At 53.0% G+C, this 23,290-nt stretch carries 22 protein-coding genes and 6 tRNA genes; 11 read left to right on the plus strand and 17 right to left on the minus strand.

The features are described from left to right. Positions 1-75: 75 nt before the first annotated feature. Positions 76-987, plus strand: a complete 912-nt coding sequence (gene cysM, locus HV477_RS08745; RefSeq protein ID WP_001093886.1) for a cysteine synthase CysM — start codon at positions 76-78, stop codon at positions 985-987. A gap of 130 nt (positions 988-1,117) precedes the next feature. Here the strand turns inward: cysM and HV477_RS08750 are convergent, their stop codons facing one another. The 4 genes from HV477_RS08750 to ptsJ are packed head-to-tail and all read right to left on the minus strand — an operon-like array spanning position 1,118 to position 4,135. Then, positions 1,118-1,657, minus strand: a complete 540-nt coding sequence (locus tag HV477_RS08750) for a transglycosylase domain-containing protein (RefSeq protein WP_001119689.1) — start codon at positions 1,655-1,657, stop codon at positions 1,118-1,120. A 12-nt stretch (positions 1,658-1,669) separates the two neighbouring features. Beyond that, positions 1,670-2,050, minus strand: a complete 381-nt coding sequence (locus HV477_RS08755; RefSeq protein ID WP_000710730.1) for a YfeK family protein — start codon at positions 2,048-2,050, stop codon at positions 1,670-1,672. Positions 2,051-2,108: 58 nt separating this feature from the next. Continuing rightward, on the minus strand, positions 2,109-2,828 hold the full coding sequence (locus HV477_RS08760) for a GMP synthase (RefSeq protein ID WP_001263753.1): 720 nt from the start codon (positions 2,826-2,828) through the stop codon (positions 2,109-2,111). A gap of 14 nt (positions 2,829-2,842) precedes the next feature. Beyond that, positions 2,843-4,135 (minus strand): transcriptional regulator PtsJ, encoded by a 1,293-nt coding sequence (gene ptsJ / locus HV477_RS08765; protein WP_000565104.1) that lies wholly within the window; start codon positions 4,133-4,135, stop codon positions 2,843-2,845. Positions 4,136-4,217: 82 nt separating this feature from the next. Between ptsJ and pdxK the strand changes: the two genes are divergently transcribed. Next, positions 4,218-5,084 carry a pyridoxine/pyridoxal/pyridoxamine kinase gene (gene pdxK / locus HV477_RS08770; RefSeq protein WP_000529613.1) on the plus strand — a complete coding sequence of 289 codons (867 nt, stop codon included), beginning with the start codon at positions 4,218-4,220 and terminating at the stop codon, positions 5,082-5,084. Further along, positions 5,081-5,320 carry a hypothetical protein gene (locus HV477_RS08775; RefSeq protein WP_000844542.1) on the plus strand — a complete coding sequence of 80 codons (240 nt, stop codon included), beginning with the start codon at positions 5,081-5,083 and terminating at the stop codon, positions 5,318-5,320. Before pdxK ends, HV477_RS08775 begins: the two co-directional genes overlap by 4 nt. Positions 5,321-5,483: 163 nt before the next feature. Here the strand turns inward: HV477_RS08775 and crr are convergent, their stop codons facing one another. The 5 genes from crr to cysZ all read right to left on the minus strand — a co-directional run bounded on the left by crr (position 5,484) and on the right by cysZ (position 10,347). Continuing rightward, positions 5,484-5,993 (minus strand): PTS glucose transporter subunit IIA, encoded by a 510-nt coding sequence (crr, locus tag HV477_RS08780; protein WP_000522253.1) that lies wholly within the window; start codon positions 5,991-5,993, stop codon positions 5,484-5,486. Between the two features lie 40 nt (positions 5,994-6,033). After that, positions 6,034-7,761 (minus strand): phosphoenolpyruvate-protein phosphotransferase PtsI, encoded by a 1,728-nt coding sequence (ptsI, locus tag HV477_RS08785; RefSeq protein ID WP_000623114.1) that lies wholly within the window; start codon positions 7,759-7,761, stop codon positions 6,034-6,036. 48 nt (positions 7,762-7,809) lie between these two features. After that, positions 7,810-8,067, minus strand: a complete 258-nt coding sequence (ptsH, locus tag HV477_RS08790; RefSeq protein ID WP_000487600.1) for a phosphocarrier protein Hpr — start codon at positions 8,065-8,067, stop codon at positions 7,810-7,812. Between the two features lie 383 nt (positions 8,068-8,450). After that, positions 8,451-9,422 carry a cysteine synthase A gene (cysK, locus tag HV477_RS08795; RefSeq protein WP_000036904.1) on the minus strand — a complete coding sequence of 324 codons (972 nt, stop codon included), beginning with the start codon at positions 9,420-9,422 and terminating at the stop codon, positions 8,451-8,453. A gap of 163 nt (positions 9,423-9,585) precedes the next feature. After that, on the minus strand, positions 9,586-10,347 hold the full coding sequence (cysZ, locus tag HV477_RS08800) for a sulfate transporter CysZ (protein WP_000255008.1): 762 nt from the start codon (positions 10,345-10,347) through the stop codon (positions 9,586-9,588). 231 nt (positions 10,348-10,578) lie between these two features. Here cysZ and zipA point away from each other — a divergent pair, with 231 nt between their 5' ends. The 3 genes from zipA to HV477_RS08815 all read left to right on the plus strand — a co-directional run bounded on the left by zipA (position 10,579) and on the right by HV477_RS08815 (position 13,872). Further along, complete coding sequence (gene zipA, locus HV477_RS08805) at positions 10,579-11,565, plus strand: cell division protein ZipA (protein WP_000983126.1); 987 nt, start codon at positions 10,579-10,581, stop codon at positions 11,563-11,565. 71 nt (positions 11,566-11,636) lie between these two features. Further along, on the plus strand, positions 11,637-13,652 hold the full coding sequence (gene ligA, locus HV477_RS08810) for an NAD-dependent DNA ligase LigA (protein WP_079899001.1): 2,016 nt from the start codon (positions 11,637-11,639) through the stop codon (positions 13,650-13,652). Between the two features lies 1 nt (position 13,653). Then, positions 13,654-13,872 (plus strand): DUF3820 family protein, encoded by a 219-nt coding sequence (locus HV477_RS08815; protein ID WP_001519708.1) that lies wholly within the window; start codon positions 13,654-13,656, stop codon positions 13,870-13,872. Here HV477_RS08815 and HV477_RS08820 read toward each other — a convergent pair. Then, entirely contained in the window at positions 13,869-14,867 is a 999-nt protein-coding gene (locus tag HV477_RS08820) for a bile acid:sodium symporter family protein (RefSeq protein WP_000765569.1), read from the minus strand. The two genes, HV477_RS08815 and HV477_RS08820, sit on opposite strands and share 4 nt — an antisense overlap. An 89-nt stretch (positions 14,868-14,956) precedes the next feature. Here HV477_RS08820 and HV477_RS08825 point away from each other — a divergent pair, with 89 nt between their 5' ends. Continuing rightward, entirely contained in the window at positions 14,957-15,883 is a 927-nt protein-coding gene (locus tag HV477_RS08825; RefSeq protein ID WP_001109831.1) for a LysR family transcriptional regulator, read from the plus strand. Positions 15,884-16,177: 294 nt separating this feature from the next. On the opposite strand, the gene HV477_RS08830 is transcribed toward HV477_RS08825, so the two are convergent. From HV477_RS08830 to HV477_RS08845, 4 genes are all read right to left on the minus strand, one after another. Next, positions 16,178-16,253 (minus strand) — tRNA-Lys (locus tag HV477_RS08830). Between the two features lie 4 nt (positions 16,254-16,257). Further along, positions 16,258-16,333 (minus strand) — tRNA-Val (locus HV477_RS08835). Between the two features lie 41 nt (positions 16,334-16,374). Next, positions 16,375-16,450, minus strand: a tRNA-Val gene (locus HV477_RS08840). Positions 16,451-16,495: 45 nt separating this feature from the next. Then, a tRNA-Val gene (locus tag HV477_RS08845) sits at positions 16,496-16,571 on the minus strand. A 258-nt stretch (positions 16,572-16,829) separates the two neighbouring features. Here HV477_RS08845 and gltX point away from each other — a divergent pair. Next, positions 16,830-18,245 (plus strand): glutamate--tRNA ligase, encoded by a 1,416-nt coding sequence (gene gltX / locus HV477_RS08850; RefSeq protein ID WP_000695623.1) that lies wholly within the window; start codon positions 16,830-16,832, stop codon positions 18,243-18,245. Between the two features lie 53 nt (positions 18,246-18,298). On the opposite strand, the gene HV477_RS08855 is transcribed toward gltX, so the two are convergent. Both HV477_RS08855 and HV477_RS08860 read right to left on the minus strand, forming a co-directional pair. Continuing rightward, complete coding sequence (locus tag HV477_RS08855; RefSeq protein ID WP_000826514.1) at positions 18,299-18,691, minus strand: YfeC-like transcriptional regulator; 393 nt, start codon at positions 18,689-18,691, stop codon at positions 18,299-18,301. Between the two features lies 1 nt (position 18,692). Then, complete coding sequence (locus tag HV477_RS08860; RefSeq protein WP_000472034.1) at positions 18,693-19,055, minus strand: YfeC-like transcriptional regulator; 363 nt, start codon at positions 19,053-19,055, stop codon at positions 18,693-18,695. Positions 19,056-19,276: 221 nt separating this feature from the next. Between HV477_RS08860 and HV477_RS08865 the strand changes: the two genes are divergently transcribed. The 3 genes from HV477_RS08865 (at position 19,277) to HV477_RS08875 (ending at position 21,850) form a co-directional block, all read left to right on the plus strand. Beyond that, a tRNA-Ala gene (locus HV477_RS08865) sits at positions 19,277-19,352 on the plus strand. Between the two features lie 42 nt (positions 19,353-19,394). After that, positions 19,395-19,470: transfer RNA gene (locus HV477_RS08870), tRNA-Ala, on the plus strand. 190 nt (positions 19,471-19,660) lie between these two features. Continuing rightward, a complete protein-coding gene (locus HV477_RS08875) occupies positions 19,661-21,850 on the plus strand; it encodes a sensor domain-containing phosphodiesterase (protein WP_064001189.1) in 2,190 nt (729 codons plus the stop codon). 52 nt (positions 21,851-21,902) lie between these two features. On the opposite strand, the gene nupC is transcribed toward HV477_RS08875, so the two are convergent. Continuing rightward, positions 21,903-23,105, minus strand: a complete 1,203-nt coding sequence (gene nupC, locus HV477_RS08880) for a nucleoside permease NupC (RefSeq protein ID WP_000376343.1) — start codon at positions 23,103-23,105, stop codon at positions 21,903-21,905. Between the last annotated feature and the right edge of the window lie 185 nt (positions 23,106-23,290).

A 23,290-nucleotide genomic window follows, 5' to 3' on the forward strand; every position in this document is an offset into this window, starting at 1 on the left:
GGCCTACAGCGTATATCGTGATTTTGTAGGCCGGGTAAGCACAGCGCCACCCGGCATTTTTATTGAGCTGAAAACGTGAATACATTAGAACAAACCATCGGCAATACGCCGCTGGTCAAATTACAACGGCTGGGGCCGGATAACGGCAGTGAAATCTGGGTCAAGCTGGAAGGCAATAATCCGGCAGGATCGGTGAAAGATCGCGCGGCGCTATCGATGATTGTCGAGGCGGAAAAGCGCGGGGAAATTAAACCGGGCGATGTCCTGATTGAAGCGACCAGCGGCAACACTGGCATTGCGCTGGCGATGATCGCCGCGCTGAAAGGTTATCGCATGAAGCTGTTGATGCCGGACAACATGAGTCAGGAGCGTCGGGCGGCAATGCGGGCCTATGGCGCGGAACTGATTCTGGTCACTAAAGAGCAGGGAATGGAAGGGGCGCGCGATTTAGCGCTCGCTATGTCTGAACGAGGCGAGGGCAAACTGCTCGATCAGTTTAATAATCCTGATAATCCCTACGCCCACTACACGACCACCGGCCCGGAAATCTGGCGGCAAACGTCAGGTCGCATCACCCATTTTGTCTCCAGCATGGGCACGACCGGCACCATTACCGGCGTGTCGCGTTTTCTGCGCGAGCAGGAAAAACCGGTCACCATCGTTGGCCTACAGCCGGAAGAGGGCAGCAGTATTCCGGGCATTCGACGCTGGCCTGCGGAATATATGCCGGGCATTTTTAACGCCTCGCTGGTAGATGAGGTGCTGGATATTCATCAGAATGATGCCGAAAACACCATGCGTGAACTGGCAGTTCGTGAAGGCATTTTCTGCGGCGTGAGTTCCGGCGGCGCGGTAGCGGGCGCGTTACGCGTCGCACGAGCCACGCCCGGCGCGATAGTGGTGGCGATCATCTGCGATCGCGGCGACCGTTACTTGTCTACCGGCGTGTTTGGTGAAGAGCATTTCAGCCAGGGGGCAGGGATTTAAACTAACAGGTTTAGCTGGTTGGGATATACACAGGCAACGGCGCCTTTGACAAGCGGGAATATCTTGCCGATTTTCTATGTGCGCCAGCGCATTACCGTCGTCTTTTATAATAAAAGCTCGTCTGTTGTTCTTATTGTTGTATTTGTTCCTGGCAAAGCGTCATGTAATGCTTGCTGCTTTCTACCAGCCTGGCTGAACCAGGCCGGTAAAGTGACGGCGCTTTAAACATATAAATCAGTTGTACTTGTTGCTGGCAGGCCATCTCTGTCACTGGTACGTGAAATAACGTTAACGCCGCATTTTTCGTACCGTAAACCGCGTTACCCTGCGAATCCCGGCCATAATACGCTTGCGCCAGCATCATGGCATATAGCTCGTCGTCGCGGTACAGGCTGTCCAACCAGAACACCCAGATCGCGGTCCTGAAATGCCCATCCACGCCGGCTTGGGTATAGAGCAATCTGGCAGTATAAGATTTGGGATGTATTTTGGCCGCAGCGCGGCGCAAAAAACGCGTCTGCGGCGATTCGGACAACCAGAAAGAGGCGCTCTGTAATGCGGTCTGGGCTATGGGACGAATTTCCAGATAATAGTAAACGGTTAACCCTACAGCAAACGCTAACAGAAGCGCGATAACGCCTTTAAAAAACCACAGTAACACGCCTGGCATTATGATTTTTTCTTACTCAACATTCTTATCCGTTTCCGCAATAAGCGCATGTAAATAAGGCTGCGCGTTTTCATCGCTTTTACCGGGAATTTTAACGATATAGGGCTTTCCGGTGATGGACGACGACGACGCGACTTTATCGATAAACTGTTCGGCGGTGTCGATACGATTGCGCGTGTTACCCAGTTTTAAGCGCAGGTGCGATACGGCTTCCTCGCAGTTATGCGCATCACCGTTACGAACGAAGGTCAGATCCTTTTTCTGCGCCAGCGCATTCAGCATGGCGTTAATGCGCGCTTCTTCGTGGGCGTTTAGCTTCGCCCAGGCGGGTAGGGTCAGCAGGAGCGCAACGACGGCGCAGACAATTTTCTTCATGGTAAAATCCTTTTTCATGCGATAATCACTGCACCTCAGACCGTTAGCCGGGTAATAAGTTGCACTCCTGGTGGGGTTATTTTTGTGAGTGCGCCAGCGTGAGTTCATCCAGAAAACGCCACAGCTTTTCATTCATTTGCTGGTAATTCCATGCGCGCATTTCGGCAACCGAGCGGATAAAACGCTTCCCTTGCGCGTCGGCCAGCTCCTGCTGCGAATGTTGGATTAATCCTTCAACCGCCTCGACGGTAAATTCCATATGGCACTGGAAACCGTAGACAAAATTACCGTACTGCACTATCTGACGTGGACAGCCTTCGCTTTCGGCCAGCACGGTCGCCTGATCGGTGAGTCCTGGCATATCGTTGTGCCAGTGGCCGACGGTTAACGGTGAGCCAAAGTGGGCGATAAGCGGATGCCGCAGACCGGCTTCAGTGAGCGTAATAGGGTAGTGGCCAATCTCTTTTTCCGGACTTTGGCACACCGCGGCGCCCAGCGCCTCGCCAATGAGCTGCGAACCAAGACAAATGCCGATAACCATTCGCCGGGCCGTAATCGCCTGATTAATTAAGTGCTGTTCGGCGCGAGAGTCAAAGTACGGGCACTCTTCGCGGGTGGTGCGCGGCGACTGCGGACCGCCAAATACCACGAGCATATCGAACTCATCGGCATTGGGCGGTAGCGCTTCTCCGGCATAGACGCGCGACCATGAAATGGTATAACCGCGATCTTCAGCCCATTTCAGATAAGCGCCAGCGGATTCAAACGACTCATGGACAACAAAATGAACTCGCACGTTATTTTCTCCTGTTAGCGATTTAGCGCCTGATGGACATCAGCCGCCAGCGTGTTGATCTCGCTGTCATTTAATGTCGACAGCGTGATACGTAGACCGTGAGACGGCGCGCTTACGCCAAAGGCTTCTCCCTCACGTACCAGCCAGCCGGATTTTGCCAGCGTAAACGCGGTAGCCTGGCTATGGGTGTCCAGTGGGAGCCAGGCATTCACGCCGTCGCCGGGAGAAATGGCGATGCCATATTGCTGTAGGGCGCGGGCCAGTTTTTGTTGCCGGACGGCGTAAAACAGCCGCGTTTGCGTCAGCCTGTGCTGATACTCAGGGTCGGTCAGGCAGGCGTAGACCAGATCCTGTAACAGATGGCTGACCCACTGACTACCGGCATTTAGCCGCAGCCGAAGTTTTGCCGAGGTCGCGCTGTCGCTGGCGACAATAGCAAGACGTAAATCGGGGCCGAGGGCTTTGGAAACGGAGCGTATCACCGCCCAGTGTTGCGTTGTCTGCGCAATAACCGGCTGCCAGGGCGACGAAGAAAGCAGGGCGAAGTGATCGTCGATAATGACTACTACCTGAGGGTAACGCGCCAGTATATTTTGCAGCGCAGCGGCACGGCGAGCGCTCAGGCTACAGCCGGTAGGGTTGTGCGCGCGCGGCGTTAAGATCACTGCCCGCGCGCCCTGGTTTAGCGCCTGTTCCAGCTTTTCAGGCTGCATTCCTTCGCTATCCACACTGACCGGGCTGGCGCTAAAACCGGCATAGCGCAGCATATTGATACTGCTTAAAAAACAGGGATCTTCCACCGCGACGCTGTCGCCCGGCAGCAGATGCGCGCAAAGCAGTCTTTCAATGGCGTCGATAGCTCCGCTGGTGATATCAATTTCGCCTGCGACGGGGGTGGCATCTCGTAGCCAGCGCGCCGCCCAGGCGTGTAGTTCAGGGGAAACGGGCGCATCGCCGTAGAGATGCGGCGTGCGGCTGAGACGGGCAAAATAACGGCTAAGGTCAGGCAGACGCTGCGGATCGGGATTGCCGCCGGAAAGGTCGTGCAGAGGCGTATGTGGATCGCCGCCTTCCAGCGCTACGGGAGACGGACTGCCTTTAATCACCGTCCCATTGCGGCCTAAACTTTGCGCCAGTCCCGCCATTATCAGCCGTTTATACGCCGCTGCGACGGTATTGCGGTTCACCTTTAATTCGCTTGCCAGCTCCCGTACCGGCGGGAGCGAATCCTCCGCCCGTAACGTGCCGGCGATAATGTGTTGACGGATACTGTCAAAAATTTCGTTAGCGGTTTTTCCGTCGATCATTATTGACCTATGACAAAATGAATTTTAGCATATGACAATGATAATGAGGCGGTAGCCTGCTGTCCAGCGAGAGGAAAATTTTATGGGACAAGAGAGTGATATTCAGTCAGTGCTCTTCGACGACAACCATCGGGCGTTACAGACCGATATCGTCGCCGTCCAGTCACAGGTCGTGTACGGCAGCGTAGGCAACAGCATCGCTGTTCCGGCCATTAAAGCGCAGGGATTACGCGTGACGGCGGTCCCGACGGTGCTGTTCAGCAATACGCCGCACTATAAAACGTTTTATGGCGGCATTATTCCCGCCGAGTGGTTTGCAGGCTACCTTACGGCGTTGAATGAGCGCGATGCGTTACGTGAATTAAAAGCGATTACCACCGGTTACATGGGCAGCGCAGACCAAATTGTCTTGCTGTCGAAGTGGCTAATGGCGATCCGGGCTTCGCATCCGGAGGTGTGTATTCTTGTCGATCCGGTCATTGGCGATACCGACAGTGGAATGTATGTGCAGGCGGAAATTCCGCAGGCTTATCGCACACATTTGTTGCCGCAGGCGCAGGGGCTAACGCCGAACGTATTTGAGCTGGAGATGCTGAGTGGTAAACCGTGCCGCACGCTGGAAGAGGCGGTGGCGGCGGCGCAATCGCTGCTTTCCGATACGTTGAAATGGGTGGTTATCACCAGCGCGCCGGGCGAGTCTCTGGAGACCATAACGGTTGCGGTCGTTACTGCGCAGGTCGTGGAGGTCTTTGCCCATCCGCGGGTGGCGACGGAGTTAAAAGGGACGGGAGATCTCTTCTGCGCCGAGCTGGTCAGCGGTATTGTGCAGGGGAAAAAACTGACGACCGCGGCAAAAGATGCGGCGCAGCGCGTGCTGGAGGTGATGACCTGGACACAGCAGTGTGGCTGTGATGAGTTAATTCTGCCGCCGGCAGGGGAGGCGCGATGAAGAGTTATCGGCTGGTGGTTCGCCAGCAGGGACGTATCGTGGGGCATTTTGAAACGAGCGGGCTGGACGCGCTGGAAGATATCTGCGTGGCGCGGGCGATGTTTGGCATCACTGGCGGCTATCAGTGCGAGTTGCAAGTGTCCGATTCCGAACGCAGGATGCTGGAGAGTGGCCCGGAGGGGATGAAGATCCTGATGCGCGAGAAGTGCTTTCGCCCGGTGACCTCGCAGTTGTAACCCGTGGATTGGCGCTGAAATGTTCGCAACCTTGTAGGCCTGATAAGCGTAGCGCCATCAGGCAGTGCGCCACACCATCGCCGGATGGCGGCGCAAGCGCCTTATTCGGCCTACAGGCAAAAAAAATGGCGCCCAAAGGCGCCATTCTTCACTGCGGCAAGAATTACTTCTTAATGCGGATAACCGGAGTTTCACCCACGGTCACGCTACCGGACAGTTTGATCAGTTCTTTGATTTCATCCATGTTGGAGATAACAACCGGAGTCAGGGTAGACTTGGCTTTTTCTTCCAGCAACGGCAGATCGAACTCGATGACCGGATCGCCAACTTTCACGCGCTGACCTTCTTCAGCAATACGCTTGAAGCCTTCGCCTTTCAGCTCAACGGTGTCGATACCGAAGTGAACGAACAGCTCAATGCCGCTATCGGATTCGATAGAGAACGCATGGTTGGTTTCAAAGATTTTGCCGATGGTACCGTCAACAGGGGCGACCATTTTGTTACCGGTTGGTTTGATAGCGATGCCATCACCAACGATTTTTTCAGCAAAAACTACATCCGGCACGTCTTCGATGTTGACGATCTCGCCAGAGAGCGGGGCAACAATCTCAATAGTTCCGGTGTCTTTCTTATCATCAGAAACCAGAGATTTTAGTTTATCGAACAAACCCATGATCTTCTCCTAAGCAGTAAATTGGGCCGCATCTCGTGGATTAGCAGATTGTTTTTTCTTCAATGAACTTGTTAACCAGCGTCATTAACTCGTCCGTTGTCGGTTGAGCAAGAGCCTGCTCTGCTAACACCTTCGCATCTTCGAAGTTCGTGTTACGGATAATCTTCTTAATGCGCGGGATAGAAATGGCGCTCATAGAGAATTCGTCCAGACCCATCCCCAGCAACAGAAGTGTAGCACGTTCGTCGCCTGCAAGCTCACCACACATGCCAGTCCATTTACCTTCTGCATGAGAAGCATCAATAACTTGCTTGATCAAGTTCAGTACGGACGGTGACATTGGCTGGTAAAGGTGTGAAATCATATCATTACCACGGTCAACTGCCAGGGTGTACTGCGTTAAATCATTGGTGCCGATACTAAAGAAATCAACTTCTTTGGCTAAATGACGCGCAATTGTCGCCGCAGCCGGTGTTTCCACCATCACGCCAATCTCAATGCTTTCGTCAAATGCTTTACCTTCGTCACGCAGTTCCTGTTTGTAGATTTCAATCTCTTTGCGCAGCGCGCGAACTTCTTCAACAGAGATGATCATCGGGAACATAATGCGCAATTTACCGAAAGCGGAGGCACGCAGAATCGCGCGAACCTGGTCACGCAGGATCTCTTTGCGATCCATGGCGATACGCACGGCGCGCCAGCCCAGGAACGGGTTCTCTTCTTTCGGGAAGTTCATGTACGGCAGCTCTTTGTCGCCGCCAATGTCCATGGTACGGACGATAACCGCCTGCGAGCCGCACGCTTCAGCGACCGCTTTATAGGCGGCAAACTGCTCTTCTTCTGTCGGCAGCGCGTCGCGATCCATGAACAGGAATTCAGTACGATACAGACCAACGCCTTCCGCGCCGTTACGCTCAGCGCCTTCAACGTCGCGAACGGTACCGATGTTGGCGCAAACTTCAACCTGATGTCCATCCAGCGTGATTGCCGGCAGATCTTTCAGTTTAGCCAGTTCCGCTTTCTCGGTCGCAACCTGCTCCTGGACGGCGCGCAGTTGCTCAATAACATCGTTGGTCGGGTTGACGTAAACCTGGTTGTTTACGGCATCCAGAATCAGATAATCGCCGTTTTTCACCTGAGCGGTGACGCTACCGGTACCTACGATCGCCGGCAGTTCCAGAGAACGCGCCATGATGGAGGTATGAGACGTGCGTCCGCCCGCGTCGGTGATGAAGCCCAGCACTTTCTGCAGGTTCAGCTGCGCGGTTTCTGACGGCGTCAGGTCAGCGGCAACCAGGATAACTTCTTCCTGAATCGCGCTCAGATCGATAATGGCCAGACCCAGGATGTTGCGCAGCAGGCGCTTACCGATATCACGTACGTCAGCCGCACGCTCTTTCAGGTATTCGTCATCCAGTTCTTCCAGGGCAGTGGCCTGACCTTCGATAACTTCATGTGCGGCTGCGTCAGCCGTCATGTGCTTATCTTTAATCAGGGCTATGATTTCCTGCTCCAGCTCCTCATCTTCGAGCAGCATAATATGCCCTTCAAAGATGGCTTCTTTTTCTTCACCGAACGTTTCACCAGCTTTTGTCTTGATCGCTTCCAGTTGCGCAGATGCCTTGGCACGACCGCTCAGAAAACGTTCAACTTCCTGATCAACCTTGTCGGCAGAAATTTTTTTCCGGTCAATGACGATTTCGTCTTCTTTCAGCAGCAGTGCTTTGCCGAAAGCGATACCCGGGGATGCTAAAATGCCTGAAATCATAACCCTACCTTACTTGTGACTGATTTTTAAAAGAACCCGGAAAAAAACTTACTCGAGTTCCGCCATCAGTTTGACCAGATGTTCAACCGCTTTCTGCTCATCTTCACCTTCTGCGGAGATGGTGACGACGGTGCCTTGAGTCAGGCCCAGAGTCTGCAGTTTAAACAGGCTTTTCGCGCTGGCGCTTTTGCCGTTGGAAGTCACAGTAATCTCAGAAGTGAAGCCTTTTGCTTCTTTAACAAACTGAGCAGCAGGGCGGGTGTGCAGACCGTTCGGAGCGGTAATGGTAACTTCTTGCTGGAACATTGTATTTCCCCAACTTATAGGTTTAGTGTTGTGGAACTAAAGTCTAGCCTGGCGGCTCAACTTTAGCCTGTATTGTTAGCGCCGGCGTAAACGGGACGCGACACAAAAGGTGTTCTACGCAATCCGTTGCTGGCAACTTATGGCCGCTGACGTTTCGCTCGTCATTAAACATTATGCCGCGAAAGGAAGATTTGAACCAAATCATAAAATCGATTCAGCTAACGCTTTTCCTGTAACGATTAATTTCGCGCATCAAAATAATTAGTCTGGTTAAATACCAGTTCCGGCAGGGTGAATCAATGCCAGGTGAGGTGAAAGTTTGAAGCAGGCCACAAAAAAGCACCCAAAAAGGTGCTTTTTTACGCGTTTTTAACATGCTGGCATCACTGTTGCAGTTCTTTCTCAGTAAAGAGATCGGCGAACAACGCGGTGCTCAGATAACGCTCACCTGATGAAGGTAGGATAACCACAATATTCTTATTGGTAAAGCTTTCATCTTCCTGCAGCTTAAGCGCTGCAGCAACCGCGGCGCCGGAAGAAATTCCCGCCAGAATACCTTCCTCTTCCATCAGACGGCGCGCGGTAGAAATGGCTTCTTCATTGGTGATGCCAACCACTTTATCAATCAGTTTCAGATCCAGGTTGCCCGGGATGAAGCCTGCGCCGATGCCCTGAATTTTATGTGGGCCCGGTTTGATCTCTTCACCAGCCAGCGCCTGGGCGATAACCGGGGAGTCAGTGGGTTCTACCGCAACGGTGATAAGATCGGTTTTACCCTTCGTCCCTTTGATATAACGCGTGACGCCGGTTAACGTACCGCCAGTGCCGACGCCGGAGATAAACACATCCACCTGACCATCGGTGTCTTCCCAGATTTCCGGGCCGGTGGTTTTTTCATGGATTTCCGGGTTGGCAGGGTTGCTGAACTGCTGGAGCAGGAGATATTTTTGCGGATCGCTGGCGACAATTTCTTCGGCTTTCTGAATAGCGCCTTTCATCCCTTTCGCCCCTTCGGTCAGCACCAGATTCGCGCCTAATGCTTTGAGTAGCTTGCGGCGTTCAATGCTCATGGTTTCCGGCATGGTCAGGGTGAGTTTGTAACCGCGCGCGGCGGCGACATACGCCAGCGCAATACCGGTGTTGCCGCTGGTCGGCTCCACCAGTTCCACGCCAGGTTTCAGTACGCCACGCTTTTCGGCATCCCAAATCATATTGGCGCCGATACGGCACTTGACGCTGAAGCTCGGGTTGCGCGACTCCACCTTCGCCAGAATGCGTCCATTACCGATACGGTTCAGTCGAACCAGCGGCGTATGACCGATAGTCAGCGAGTTATCTTCATAAATCTTACTCATGGCCTGTCCTTAACTGTATGAAATTGGGATACCTTCCCAGCATACCTCCCAGCCAGATATGGGGAAGTAAGGATTTCGCATATCTATATGCTGATGGGGAATAATGGTTATCAGTATGGAATAAGAGACAGCATAAGCCATCTCTTATTTATACATTTTTACGTTATTTCCATAACGCGTGCTTAGCACGCCAGCAATCAACCCACATTGCCGTCGCGCCACAGACGGCGACAGGCATAATGAACAGGTTAAGCACCGGAATCATCGTAAAGAGGCTGGTGAGCGCGCCAAATTGCATATTCGCCACCTTCTGCGTGCGCAACGCGGCGCGCATCGTTTTAAACGGCACTTTGTGGTTATCGAACGGGTAGTCGCAATACTGGATCGCCAGCATCCAGGCGCTGAACAAAAACCACAGCACCGGCGCGATGGTTTGGCCAATGCCAGGAATAAAATAGAGAACCAGCAGCACAATAGCACGCGGCAGATACCACGCCAGCTTTTGCCATTCACGTTTCATAATGCGCGGTACATCTTTCATGATGCCGAGTATGCCGGTATCTGGCGGCGTGGCGCCGGTTAACCGCGCCTCAAGCTGTTCGGCTAAAAGGCCGTTAAACGGCGCGGCGATCCAGTTGGCGAGGGTAGAGAAAAAATAGCCAAAGACCAACAGAACAGAGATAACTGCAATCGGCCACAGCAGATAGCTCAGCCATTGCAGCCAGTCCGGCACATGACTCATCAACGAAGGTATCCAGGCGTCAAGCTGGGTAAACAGCCACCAAAATGCGCCGCCCATCAGCACAATGTTGACCAGCAAAGGTAAAATAACAAAGCGGCGGATTCCCGGTAGGGTGACTAACTTCCATCCTTGCGAGAAATAATAGACGCCGCTACGTGGTACGGTTGTGGATGATGAAACCATATTCAGGACATACTCCTTTTTCTTAAAGCCCTGGGTAAACGTGGGATATCTTACCCGGTTATCAGACGGTGGATAGTTCGGAAATGTTCGAAAAAACAGCAAAAAGCACATTTTCCTTCATCTTTATGCTGCGAAAGCCAACAGTACACTTGCACTTGACGTAATCGGCAAATACTCTTAGTGAGTAAATGTTTGCCGTGGTGGCAAGGTGTTAGAACAACAGAGAATATAATGATGCAGGATTTGCGTCTGATATTAATCATTGTTGGCGCGATCGCCATAATCGCTTTACTGGTACATGGTTTCTGGACCAGCCGTAAAGAACGATCTTCTATGTTCCGCGATCGTCCACTAAAACGCATGAAATCGAAACGCGACGACGACTCGTATGACGACGATGTCGAAGAAGACGAAGGCGTGGGTGAAGTTCGTGTTCACCGCGTAAATCATGCCCCCGGCCAGTCGCAGGAGCATGATGCCCCTCGTCAGTCGCCGCAACACCAGTACCAGCCGCCTTATGCGTCTGCGCAACCGCGTCCAGCGGCGCCGCCGCAGCCGCAAGCGCCGATGCAACAGCCGGTTCAGCAACCGGTCCAACCTGCGCCGCAGCCTCAGCAGGTTCAGCCATCTGCGCCGCCGGTACAGCCGCCGCAACAGCAGCCTGCACCGCCGTCGCAAGCGCCGCAGCCTGTTGCGCAGCCCGCGCCGCCGCCATCAGCGCAAACCTTCCAGCCTGCGGAACCTGTGGTTGAGGCGGAACCGGTAGTGGAAGAAGCGCCGGTTGTGGAAAAACCGCAGCGTAAAGAGGCGGTCATCATTATGAACGTCGCGGCCCATCATGGCAGCGAGCTTAATGGTGAAGTGTTACTGAACAGTATTCAGCAGTCAGGCTTTAAATTTGGCGATATGAATATTTTCCATCGTCATTTGAGCCCGGACGGCAGCGGCCCGGCCTTGTTCAGTCTCGCGAATATGGTCAATCCGGGAACGTTCGATCCTGAAATGACGGACTTCACTACGCCTGGCGTCACTATCTTTATGCAGGTACCGTCTTACGGCGATGCGCTGCAGAATTTCAAGCTGATGCTGCAATCCGCGCAGCATATCGCTGATGAGGTCGGTGGCGTCGTGCTGGATGACCAGCGTCGGATGATGACGCCGCAGAAACTGCGCGAATATCAGGACCGCATCCGCGAGGTGATGGACGCTAACGCCTGAGGTTAACGCAGGTGTGACATTTTTAACGTAACCCCCGCCTGTCGGGGGTTTTTTATCATTGATGGTGTGATATGGAACCAATCGAACAACAACTGACAGAACTGCGAACCACGCTTCGCCATCATGAATATCTGTATCATGTGATGGATGCGCCCGAGATTCCCGACGCCGAATATGACCGCCTGATGCGGGAACTGCGAGAGCTGGAGGCGCAACGTCCGGACCTTATCACGCCGGATTCGCCCACGCAGCGCGTTGGCGCGGCGCCGCTGACGGCATTCAACCAGATTCGCCATGAAGTACCGATGCTGTCGCTCGATAACGTATTTGATGAAGAAAGCTTCCTGGCGTTTAACAAGCGAGTGCAGGATCGTCTAAAAAGCACGGAAAATGTCATCTGGTGCTGCGAGCTAAAACTGGATGGCCTGGCGGTCAGCATTCTGTATGAAAACGGCGTGCTGGTGAGCGCTGCGACGCGTGGCGACGGCACCACCGGTGAAGATATTACTTCAAACGTGCGCACGATTCGCGCCATTCCGTTAAAGCTGCACGGCGATAATATTCCGGCGCGTCTTGAAGTTCGCGGAGAGGTATTTTTACCGCAGGCCGGGTTCGAAAAGATCAATGAAGACGCGCGCCGTACTGGCGGCAAAGTGTTTGCTAATCCGCGTAACGCGGCGGCGGGCTCGTTGCGTCAGCTCGATCCGCGTATTACGGCGAAGCGACCGCTAACATTTTTCTGCTACGGCGTCGGTATTCTGGAAGGCGGCGAGTTGCCGGATACGCATCTGGGACGTTTGCTGCAATTTAAAGCGTGGGGGTTACCGGTCAGCGATCGCGTGACGCTGTGCGATTCTCCCCAGGCGGTACTGGATTTTTATCGCAACGTCGAAAAAGATCGCCCCACGCTCGGTTTTGATATCGACGGCGTGGTGATTAAGGTCAACTCGCTGGCTTTGCAGGAACAGCTGGGCTTTGTGGCCCGCGCGCCGCGCTGGGCGGTGGCGTTTAAATTCCCTGCTCAGGAGCAGATGACTTTTGTGCGTGATGTTGAGTTTCAGGTCGGGCGCACCGGGGCGATTACGCCGGTGGCGCGTCTGGAACCGGTTCAGGTGGCTGGTGTGCTGGTCAGCAATGCCACGTTGCATAATGCCGATGAAATTGAACGGCTTGGCTTGCGTATTGGCGATAAGGTGGTTATCCGTCGGGCAGGCGATGTGATCCCTCAGGTGGTCAACGTGGTTCTGTCCGAACGCCCTGAAGAGACGCGTCCGATTGTGTTTCCAACGCACTGTCCGGTGTGCGGATCGGACGTAGAGCGCGTTGAAGGCGAAGCCGTTACCCGTTGTACCGGCGGGCTGATTTGCGGCGCGCAGCGTAAAGAGTCTCTGAAACATTTTGTGTCGCGCCGGGCGATGGATGTAGACGGGATGGGCGATAAGATCATCGACCAACTGGTGGAAAGGGAGTATGTCCATACGCCAGCGGATCTGTTCCGTCTGACGGCGGGTAAACTGACCGGCCTGGACCGAATGGGGCCAAAGTCCGCGCAAAATGTTGTTAACGCGCTGGAAAAAGCCAAAGCGACGACCTTTGCGCGTTTTCTCTATGCGCTGGGCATCCGTGAAGTGGGTGAAGCGACGGCGGCGGGGCTGGCAGCTTATTTCGGCACGCTGGAGGCGCTGCAGGCTGCCACCATTGACGAGTTGCAGAAAGTACCCGACGTGGGGATTGTGGTCGCTACGCACGTCTTTAACTTTTTTGCCGAAGAGAGTAATCGTGACGTGATTGGGCAGCTACTGGCGGAAGGGGTTCACTGGCCCGCGCCGGTAGTCATTAATGCGCAAGAGATCGATAGCCCGTTTGCCGGTAAAACCGTGGTACTAACCGGTAGCCTGAGCCAGATGTCTCGCGATGACGCTAAAGCGCGTTTAGTGGCGCTGGGCGCGAAAGTGGCAGGCAGCGTATCGAAGAAAACCGATCTGGTGATTGCCGGTGAAGCGGCGGGTTCCAAACTTGCCAAAGCGCAGGAACTGGGTATTACCGTGATTGATGAAGCGGAAATGATCCGCTTACTGGGTGCCTGAGATGGAAAAAGAGCAGCTGGTTGAAATCGCCAACACCGTGATGCCGTTCGGCAAATATCAGGGACGTCGATTGATCGACCTTCCGGAAGAGTATTTGCTGTGGTTTGCCCGTAAAGATCAGTTTCCGGCGGGTAAACTGGGGGAGTTGATGCAAATCACGCTGCTGATTAAAACCGAGGGGCTGACGCAACTGGTGCAGCCCCTGAAACGCCCGCTTTAAGCTTTCGCGGCGCGGCTTTCCTGCTGCGCCTGTAACTTCTCGGTCTGGCGTTTGTAGCGCCGTGCCAGCCCCGCACAGACCATCAGTTGGATCTGGTGGAAGATCATCAGCGGTAATACCATCATACCCAGCACTGACGTCGGAAACAGAATATTGGCCATCGGGATCCCGTTGGCCAGGCTTTTTTTCGAACCGCAGAAAACAATAGTGATTTCGTCGGCTTTATTGAAGCCGCATTTACGGGCGACAAAGACGTTAATGGCGATGACGATCGCCAACAGTATGAGGCTGACCACGACGATAAACAGCAACGATCCCCAGCCGACTTTGTGCCAGATGCCGTTGACCACCGCTTCGCTGAACGCCGAGTAGACCACCAGCAAAATAGAGGTCTGATCTGTTTTCGCGATCCACTTTTTGTTGCGCGCGACCCAGTTGCCGATCCACGGGCGAGACAGGTGTCCCAGCACAAAAGGCAGCAGCAGTTGCAGCATAATTTTGCCCACCTCTTCCAGACTGCCCTGCGCGCCATGAATATTCATTACCAGACCGACCAGCAGCGGCGACAGGAAAATGCCCAGCAGACTGGACGCAGACGCTGAGCACACCGCGGCCGCGACGTTACCGCCCGCGAGTGAAGTAAATGCAATCGCCGACTGCACGGTGGCGGGCAAAATACACAGATACAGAAAGCCGCTGTAGAGCATAGGGTCGACATTGACAGGCGCCCACCAGGCAAACAGTACGCCGAGGACAGGAAAGAGCACAAAAGTGCTACACATGACCCACAGATGCAACCGCCAGTGGCTGCCGCCAGCGATGATCGCTTCACGCGAAAGCTTCGCGCCATGCATAAAAAACAGCAGAGCGATAGCCGCTGTCGTAATGCCTTCAACGACAGGCACAAAGCCACCTTCCGCCGGGAAAAAAGAGGCCAGTAGCACCACGGTGATAAGTGTCAGCGTGAAAGGGTCAAGAATACGAAAAAGTTTCATAAAAACTCCTGAAAGTCGGTGCTGCCATTTTGCGTTTTTCGCTTTGAGAAATAAAATTGATTTATTGCATCTATATATGAATCTAGTCGATGAACTATTCACTGCGTCAACTGCGGATTTTTATTACCGTCGCCCAGGCCAAAAGTTTTAGTCGGGCAGGGGACAGGATTGGACTGAGCCAGTCTGCGGTCAGTCATAGCGTAAAAGAGCTGGAGCGGCAAACCGGCGTCAGACTGTTGGATCGCACCACGCGTGAGGTGGTGCTGACCGAGGCGGGGCAACAGCTGGCGACGCGTCTGGAGCGGGTGCTTGATGAACTGAACAGCATACTGCGCGATGCAGGCAGAGTAGGGACACAATTAACCGGCACCGTGCGCGTTGCCGCGAGCCAAACCATTTCTGCGCATCTTATTCCGCAATGCATTGCCCAAAGTAATTCACTTTATCCCGCTATTGATTTTGTATTGCACGATCGTCCGCAGCAGTGGGTGCTGGAGAGCATCCGCCAGGGTGAAGTGGATTTTGGCATCGTTATCGATCCCGGCGCAGCGGTGGATTTACAGTGTGAAGCCATCTTATCAGAGCCTTTTTTACTGTTGTGTCGCCAGGATCATCCGCTGGCGCATCAGGAATGGGTGAGCTGGCAGGATCTTAAACAGGCCTCGCTGGTCTTACAGGATTATGCTTCCGGCAGTCGACCGCTGATTGATGCGGCGCTGGCCCATTTTGCTATTGAGGCGGATATCGTGCAGGAGATTGGTCACCCGGCCACGCTGTTTCCAATGGTGGAAGCGGGAATCGGCATCAGCGTGCTGCCCGCGCTGGCGTTACCGCTCCCGCAGGGCAGCCACTTACAGGTTAAACGGCTGACGCCCGTAGTTGAAAGGCAGCTCATGCTGGCGCGGCGAAAAAACCGATCGCTCTCCACGGCGGCGCAGGCGTTGTGGGACGTGGTGCGTACTCAGGCCAGCGAATTAACCGCCGCGAGGGCGAAAGATCCGCTGTATCAGCTATAGACGGTAAGTGAGCCGGTAGCGTTGCTGCGGTATTTATGCCGAGTGGCGGCTTCGCCTTATCCGGCCTACGCGTGCGGTGTCGTCTGCGCCGGATGGCGACTAACGTCTTATCCGGCCTACGTGTGCGGTGTCGTCTGTGCCGGATGGCGACTAACGTCTTATCCGGCCTACGTGTGCGGTGTTGTCTGTAGGCCTGATAAGCGCAGCGCATCAGGCAAGACCCGAACCTGCGGCAGGTTCGAATCTTATAAATCGCAGATAGCAAAAAAGCGCCTTTAGGGCGCTTTTTTACATTGGTGGGTCGTGCAGGATTCGAACCTGCGACCAATTGATTAAAAGTCAACTGCTCTACCAACTGAGCTAACGACCCGAAGTGGTGGGTGATGACGGGATCGAACCGCCGACCCCCTCCTTGTAAGGGAGGTGCTCTCCCAGCTGAGCTAATCACCCACTTCGGTACTTCACAATAAGAAATTTAGCTGGCGAGAAAGTGGTGGGTGATGACGGGATCGAACCGCCGACCCCCTCCTTGTAAGGGAGGTGCTCTCCCAGCTGAGCTAATCACCCACTTCTCAATTTCTTATCTACACGGCGGAGACTACATAAAGTAGTTGGTGGGTGATGACGGGATCGAACCGCCGACCCCCTCCTTGTAAGGGAGGTGCTCTCCCAGCTGAGCTAATCACCCCCGCTGTGTGGAGTCGCATTATAGGGAGAGTTGAAAATGAGTCAACGCATTTTCTAAAGTTTTTGTTTGTTCGTCGTAAAATTAAACAAAACGATCGTGAATTACCCCGCGCTGCATGATTTCTATACGGAAATAGCAAAGCGCAGCGTTCTGACCGGATCAACATTGAGGAATCAAGCCACAGTGATAGAATACAAGGCTATTCATCTTTCCAGGATTTGCCGGTTGTCGGCATCTTTATAAACGTAAGGCCATTTCATGAAAATCAAAACTCGCTTCGCGCCTAGCCCGACAGGTTATCTGCACGTCGGCGGCGCGCGTACTGCTCTTTATTCCTGGCTTTTCGCACGTCACCACGGCGGTGAATTCGTGCTGCGTATTGAAGACACCGATCTTGAGCGTTCCACGCCGGAAGCCATTGAGGCCATCATGGATGGTATGAACTGGCTGAACCTGGAATGGGACGAAGGCCCCTATTTCCAGACCAAACGTTTTGATCGCTATAACGCGGTGATTGACGAGATGCTGGAGGCGGGAACAGCCTATAAATGCTACTGCTCTAAAGAGCGTCTGGAGCAACTGCGTGAAGATCAGATGGCGAAAGGCGAGAAGCCGCGTTATGACGGGCGTTGCCGTCACAGCCACGAACATCATGCCGACGATGAGCCATGCGTGGTGCGCTTTGCCAACCCGCAGGACGGTTCCGTTATTTTTGATGATCAGATCCGTGGCCCGATCGAATTCAGCAATCAGGAGCTGGACGATCTGATCATTCGTCGTACCGACGGTTCCCCAACCTACAACTTCTGTGTGGTGGTGGACGACTGGGATATGGAAATTACCCATGTGATTCGTGGCGAAGACCATATCAACAATACTCCGCGCCAGATTAACATTCTGAAAGCGTTAAACGCGCCGGTGCCGATGTACGCGCATGTGTCGATGATTAACGGCGACGACGGTAAAAAGCTGTCTAAACGTCACGGTGCGGTGAGCGTGATGCAGTATCGCGATGACGGTTATCTGCCGGAAGCGTTGCTGAACTATCTGGTGCGTCTGGGCTGGTCCAGCGGCGATCAGGAAATCTTCACCCGCGAAGAGATGATCAAGCTGTTCTCCCTCGGTGCGGTGAGCAAGTCTGCGAGCGCGTTCAACACCGATAAACTGCTGTGGCTGAACCACCACTATATCAATACGCTGGCGCCGGAATATGTGGCGACGCATTTGCAGTGGCATATCGAGCAGGAAAATATCGACACCCGTAACGGCCCGCAGCTTGCTGAGCTGGTGAAGTTGCTGGGCGAACGCTGCAAGACTCTGAAAGAGATGGCGCAGAGCTGCCGCTACTTCTATGAAGACTTCAGCGAGTTTGACGCCGATGCGGCGAAAAAACACCTCCGCCCGGTGGCGCGTCAGCCGCTGGAAGTGGTGCGCGACAAGCTGTCGGCGATTACGGACTGGTCAGCAGAAAACGTCCACCACGCGATTCAGGCCACGGCGGATGAGCTGGAAGTGGGGATGGGTAAAGTGGGGATGCCGCTGCGTGTGGCTGTGACCGGTGCCGGGCAGTCGCCTGCGCTGGATGTCACCGTACATGCGATTGGTAAAACCCGCAGCATTGAGCGCATCAACAAAGCGCTGGGCTTTATCGCCGAGCGTGAAAGTCAGCAGTAACGCCAGCTGAAACAGAATAAACGGCAGGGCAGACGCCTGCCGTTTATTATTTGTTAGTCCGCCTCATTGATACCTAAACGCGTCAGAAATCCGCGAATACCTTCCCGCGATAAAAACAGCGCCAGTTTTTCCTGTTCCTGAGCAGACATATTTTCAACGGCATCAATAATTTGTCGATAAGCATGACTGTGCGCCGCGTTCGCATATTCTGCGAAAGCCTCTTCCGCCTGATAAAACGCAGGCAGTTTGCGAAAAGCCGGAATATTGAGAATAAACTCCCGCACGCTGGCATCAATATGGATGAGTCTTGCGCGTCCGCCTTTGACGCCGGGAAATTTTTCGGTTTTCCAGTGTTGTTCTCTGATCCAGCGATTGACGGTTTGTCTGGCCACGCCGAGGCATTCAGCCAGCTCTTCAGTGGTCATTTTACTGCGTAATCTTTTCATATTATTTGCTATCGCGTATCCCTAAGCGTTGTAACAAACCGGTAATCCCTTCACGCACGAGGAGAGAGGTAAACTGTTTCTGCTCGGATGAGGTCATCTCTTTGGCGAGCGTCATGAGCAGCGCTTCAAGCGATGCGTTGCTGGCAGGCGTGAATGTGTCTGCGTGATGGTCAACTGAACGTTCAGCGCTGCGGATATATTCACGAACCTGTTCGTTTACATGAACCAGACGGGCTTTACCGCCCTGGACGCCAGGTTTGGGCGATGTTGCCCAGCCTTCTTTCCGTACCCATTTATTGATGGTTTGTCGGCTGTAACCGGTGAGATTAGCGAGTTCTTCTGGCGTCATCCGTTCCTTGAACATAACGATTCCCTGAATAGTCGTGGGGTTAATTAGTGGTTCATTTTATAGCACCATTTTAGTCGAAACCGTGACGTGTTTAACTACTGAATGCGAGTTGTGCCGCAATGTCCTTTATTTGAATGCTTTTTCAGCGATTGAATTCGGCAAGTTCATTTTGCCGTTGACACATGCCGAGGGAATTCATATGATGCCGCCCGTCAACTCGACAAGCTTTACGTAGTGGGGCTATAGCTCAGCTGGGAGAGCGCTTGCATGGCATGCAAGAGGTCAGCGGTTCGATCCCGCTTAGCTCCACCAAATTTACTCCCGATAAATTTGGCGTATACGTAAAAGCACTATGGGGCTATAGCTCAGCTGGGAGAGCGCTTGCATGGCATGCAAGAGGTCAGCGGTTCGATCCCGCTTAGCTCCACCAACATTCAAACCCTCGCTGAAAAGCGGGGGTTTTTGCTTTTTGTCACAAAATTTATGGCCTCTGATCTGCTCTTCAGGTGCGTTTGTTTGCCGCTGCTTTTGCGGTCAATATGAGCTTTTGTTAGATTGCTTCATAATGCGAATATACTTATTATTCATGCGCCTTATATAATGATGTGAGCATTAAAGCAATGCCGGATAAGTGTAACGTATTAAAAAATATAAAAATATTCTTACTGGCCTTCTGCCTGACCGTTCCGGCTATTCTGCTATCTCGTCTCATTTCTCCCCGCGCCACAATTGATTCCAGCTATATCTTTCTGGCCTGGCTACCGCTCTGCGTCATGTTTGCCGTGCTGTTCTTATTTGGCCGCCGTGGCGTCGCGCCGATGGTAGGCGGAATGATGTTGACTAATGAATGGAATTTTCATTTACCTCTGCCACAGGCGATGGTGCTGCTATTTTGCCAGACGTTTCCCGTGTTGCTGGTTTGCGCTATCGTACGCTGGCAGTTGGGCGCGCGCTGGCGCTACGGAATACCCAACCAAGGCATCTGGCTACGCGTTTTCTGGTTAGGGTTAATGACGCCGTTTGGCATAAAAATCAGTATGCATCTGGCGGGGCACTACTTGGCTTTCCCGGTGACCATCTCTACCTTCTTTGGCACCGGCACCGCTATTTTCTCGATTGTTGATTTATTGAGTCTGATTTCTGCCGCGCTTATTTTTACCCTCTTTTTCTATTATCCGCTGCGGATGATAGTCAGCCCTCATTATATTCGTATTTTCTGGCGGAGGGATGTCGCTCCTTATCTCGCCAAAGAAAAACGCCTGTTTACGCTTCTCTGGTTTGCCACTCTGGCGACGCTATTAGCGGTGCTGTGTACGCCTTTCGAGACAAAGTATATTGCTGGCTATCTGGTGCCAGTCCTGTTCATTGGATTTACCATCGGCGTGGGGAAAATCAGTTATCCGCTGTTGAATTTTAGTTGGGCTCTCACTGCGCTATTCCTGCTTAGCTATAACCGCAATTTTCTGCAGGGCGTGGGTTCAGAATATTCGCTGGCATTTATCCTTTCAGTTCTCATTTCTTTTAGTATTTGTTTGTTGTACATGGCGCGGATTAATCAGCGTAGCGAATGGTTGAATCGACAATGGCACTCGCAGGCATTGACCGATCCGTTGACGCAACTGCCTAACCTGCGTGCGCTGGAGCAGTTTCTTTTACAGGATGCCGGGCAAAGCGTGTGTTATTTACGCATGGAAAACCTGGAATTTCTGAGCCGTCATTACGGTATGCAGATGCGCGTGCATTGCGAACGCGAGGTGTTTCGCATGTTGCAGCCGCTGCTGCTGGAAAAGGAGAAAATTTTCCATCTGCCGGGCAGTGAATTATTGCTGGTGCTGACAGGACCGGAGACGGAAGCCCGCCTGCAATATATGCTCAACGTGCTTAATAACCGCAAAATTTACTGGAACAATACCGGTCTGGACATGGAATACGGCGCATCGTGGGGAACATTCGATGGTCGCCAGGAAACCTTGCAACCGCTGTTGGGGCAATTAAGCTGGCTGGCGGAGCAATCCTGTTCGCACCGTCGGGTGCTTGCACTGACCCAGAGTATTGAAGCCGCTTCCGGGCAGACGACGGAACGGGTGCTGCGGTTGCAGAAAATCCGTCAGGCGCTGGAGCGCGGCGCGCTGGTTTTGTATGCGCAACCCATTCGTGACGCGCAGGGAAAAGGGTATGACGAGATTCTGACGCGGCTTCGGTGCGACGACGGTATCATGATGCCGAATCAGTTCATTCCGCTTATCGCCCAGTTTAACCTGAGCGTACGGTTTGATATGCAGGTGATGGAAGCGCTACTGCAATGGTTGTCCGCGCATCCTTCGGCGGAGCAGGGGGCGCGTTTCTCGGTTAATTTGATGCCGCTGACGCTGCTGCAAAAAGAGACGGCGTCGCGCATTATGCAGCTTTTTAAACGCTATGGCGTCCCGCCTGCTTCGGTCATCATCGAAATTACTGAAGAACAGGCCTTCTCTCATTCCGAAATCAGTATGCACAATATCAACCAGCTGCGTAAGTTTGGTCTAAAAATCGCCATTGATGATTTCGGCACCGGCTATGCAAACTATGAACGGCTAAAACGCCTCAAGGCGGACATCATTAAAATCGACGGCTGTTTCGTAAAAGATATTCTGACGGACTCCCTGGATGCGATGATCGTGAAATCCATCACTGATTTAGCGAAAGCGAAATCGTTGAGCGTCGTGGCTGAGTTTGTTGAAACGCCTGCGCAGCGCGATCTGCTATTGCAGCTTGGCGTACACAGTTTGCAGGGATATCTGATTGGCCGCCCGCGCCCGTTAGGTAAATAAGCGGCATAAAAAAACCGGGGATAGCTCCCCGGTTTCTACATTAAACGCAGACTTACAGTACCAGCGCCGCGATAGAGGCGGACAGTACGCTCACCAGCGTAGAACCGTAAACCAGTTTCAGACCAAAACGGGAAACCACGTTGCCTTGCTCTTCGTTCAGGCCTTTAATCGCGCCCGCAATAATACCGATGGAAGAGAAGTTCGCGAAGGACACCAGGAAGACGGAGATAATGCCTTCAGCGCGTGGAGAGAGGGTAGAGGCGATTTTCTGCAGATCCATCATCGCCACGAATTCGTTGGAAACCAGTTTGGTCGCCATGATACTTCCTACCTGCAGCGCTTCACTGGACGGTACGCCCATTACCCATGCGACCGGGTAGAAGATGTAACCCAGAATGCCCTGGAAGGAGATGCTGTAGCCGAACCAACCGGTAACCGTTGCGAACAGCGCGTTCAGCGCCGCGATCAGCGCGATGAAACCGATCAGCATCGCCGCGACGATAATCGCCACTTTAAAACCTGCCAGAATGTACTCGCCCAGCATTTCGAAGAAACTTTGGCCTTCATGCAGGTTCGACATCTGAATATTTTCTTCGCTGGCATCAACGGTATAGGGGTTGATCAGCGATAGAACGATAAAGGTGCTGAACATGTTCAGAACTAGCGCTGCGACCACATATTTAGGGTCCAGCATGGTCATATACGCGCCCACAATAGACATGGAAACGGTCGACATCGCCGTTGCAGCCATGGTGTACATGCGGTTACGGGACATTTTGCCGAGGATATCTTTATAAGCGATAAAGTTCTCAGACTGGCCGAGGATCAGCGAGCTGACGGCGTTAAAAGATTCCAGTTTGCCCATGCCGTTTACTTTGGACAGCAGGAAACCAATAGCGCGGATGACCACTGGCAGAACACGGATATGCTGGAGAATACCGATCAACGCGGAAATAAAGACAATCGGGCACAATACTTTCAGGAAGAAGAACGCCAAACCTTGATCGTTCATACTGCCGAAGACGAAGTTTGTCCCTTCGTTGGCAAATCCGAGCAGTTTTTCAAACATCTCGGAGAAACCTTTTACGAAGCCAAGGCCAACATCAGAGTTCAGGAAGAACCAGGCCAGTAGCACTTCGATAACAAGTAACTGAATGACATAACGAATGCGAATTTTTTTACGGTCACTGCTAACCAGCAGTGCGAGTACCGCAACAACGGCAAGCGCCAGGACAAAATGAAGGACGCGGTCCATATTTGCTCCAAATATGAGGCAGGTTTAATTTTCGTGCACATTCTATGCAACAACCGTAAAGAAAACGAGATCCAACACACACTATAATAAGGACCTGTGACGAGATTCAAAATTAGTGATCTGTAATACACTTTTACTGTACTGAATATGAAAATGAAAAGTTATATCAGTGTGCTAATCTTGTA

Origin of the sequence: Salmonella sp. SG203 (genome assembly GCF_013350575.1) — a bacterium.
GTDB lineage: Bacteria > Pseudomonadota > Gammaproteobacteria > Enterobacterales > Enterobacteriaceae > Salmonella > Salmonella enterica.

Excerpts from the sequence above, each read along its gene's own strand:
- HV477_RS08750 (WP_001119689.1), bottom strand. The coding sequence starts at position 1,657 with ATGCCAGGCGTGTTACTGTGGTTTTTTAAAGGCGTTATCGCGCTTCTG.
- HV477_RS08755 (WP_000710730.1), bottom strand. The coding sequence starts at position 2,050 with ATGAAAAAGGATTTTACCATGAAGAAAATTGTCTGCGCCGTCGTTGCG.
- ptsJ (WP_000565104.1), bottom strand. The coding sequence starts at position 4,135 with ATGATCGACGGAAAAACCGCTAACGAAATTTTTGACAGTATCCGTCAA.
- pdxK (WP_000529613.1), top strand. The coding sequence starts at position 4,218 with ATGGGACAAGAGAGTGATATTCAGTCAGTGCTCTTCGACGACAACCAT.
- HV477_RS08775 (WP_000844542.1), top strand. The coding sequence starts at position 5,081 with ATGAAGAGTTATCGGCTGGTGGTTCGCCAGCAGGGACGTATCGTGGGG.
- crr (WP_000522253.1), bottom strand. The coding sequence starts at position 5,993 with ATGGGTTTGTTCGATAAACTAAAATCTCTGGTTTCTGATGATAAGAAA.
- ptsI (WP_000623114.1), bottom strand. The coding sequence starts at position 7,761 with ATGATTTCAGGCATTTTAGCATCCCCGGGTATCGCTTTCGGCAAAGCA.
- ptsH (WP_000487600.1), bottom strand. The coding sequence starts at position 8,067 with ATGTTCCAGCAAGAAGTTACCATTACCGCTCCGAACGGTCTGCACACC.
- cysK (WP_000036904.1), bottom strand. The coding sequence starts at position 9,422 with ATGAGTAAGATTTATGAAGATAACTCGCTGACTATCGGTCATACGCCG.
- cysZ (WP_000255008.1), bottom strand. The coding sequence starts at position 10,347 with ATGGTTTCATCATCCACAACCGTACCACGTAGCGGCGTCTATTATTTC.
- zipA (WP_000983126.1), top strand. The coding sequence starts at position 10,579 with ATGATGCAGGATTTGCGTCTGATATTAATCATTGTTGGCGCGATCGCC.
- ligA (WP_079899001.1), top strand. The coding sequence starts at position 11,637 with ATGGAACCAATCGAACAACAACTGACAGAACTGCGAACCACGCTTCGC.
- HV477_RS08815 (WP_001519708.1), top strand. The coding sequence starts at position 13,654 with ATGGAAAAAGAGCAGCTGGTTGAAATCGCCAACACCGTGATGCCGTTC.
- HV477_RS08820 (WP_000765569.1), bottom strand. The coding sequence starts at position 14,867 with ATGAAACTTTTTCGTATTCTTGACCCTTTCACGCTGACACTTATCACC.
- HV477_RS08825 (WP_001109831.1), top strand. The coding sequence starts at position 14,957 with ATGAACTATTCACTGCGTCAACTGCGGATTTTTATTACCGTCGCCCAG.
- gltX (WP_000695623.1), top strand. The coding sequence starts at position 16,830 with ATGAAAATCAAAACTCGCTTCGCGCCTAGCCCGACAGGTTATCTGCAC.
- HV477_RS08855 (WP_000826514.1), bottom strand. The coding sequence starts at position 18,691 with ATGAAAAGATTACGCAGTAAAATGACCACTGAAGAGCTGGCTGAATGC.
- HV477_RS08860 (WP_000472034.1), bottom strand. The coding sequence starts at position 19,055 with ATGTTCAAGGAACGGATGACGCCAGAAGAACTCGCTAATCTCACCGGT.
- HV477_RS08875 (WP_064001189.1), top strand. The coding sequence starts at position 19,661 with ATGCCGGATAAGTGTAACGTATTAAAAAATATAAAAATATTCTTACTG.
- nupC (WP_000376343.1), bottom strand. The coding sequence starts at position 23,105 with ATGGACCGCGTCCTTCATTTTGTCCTGGCGCTTGCCGTTGTTGCGGTA.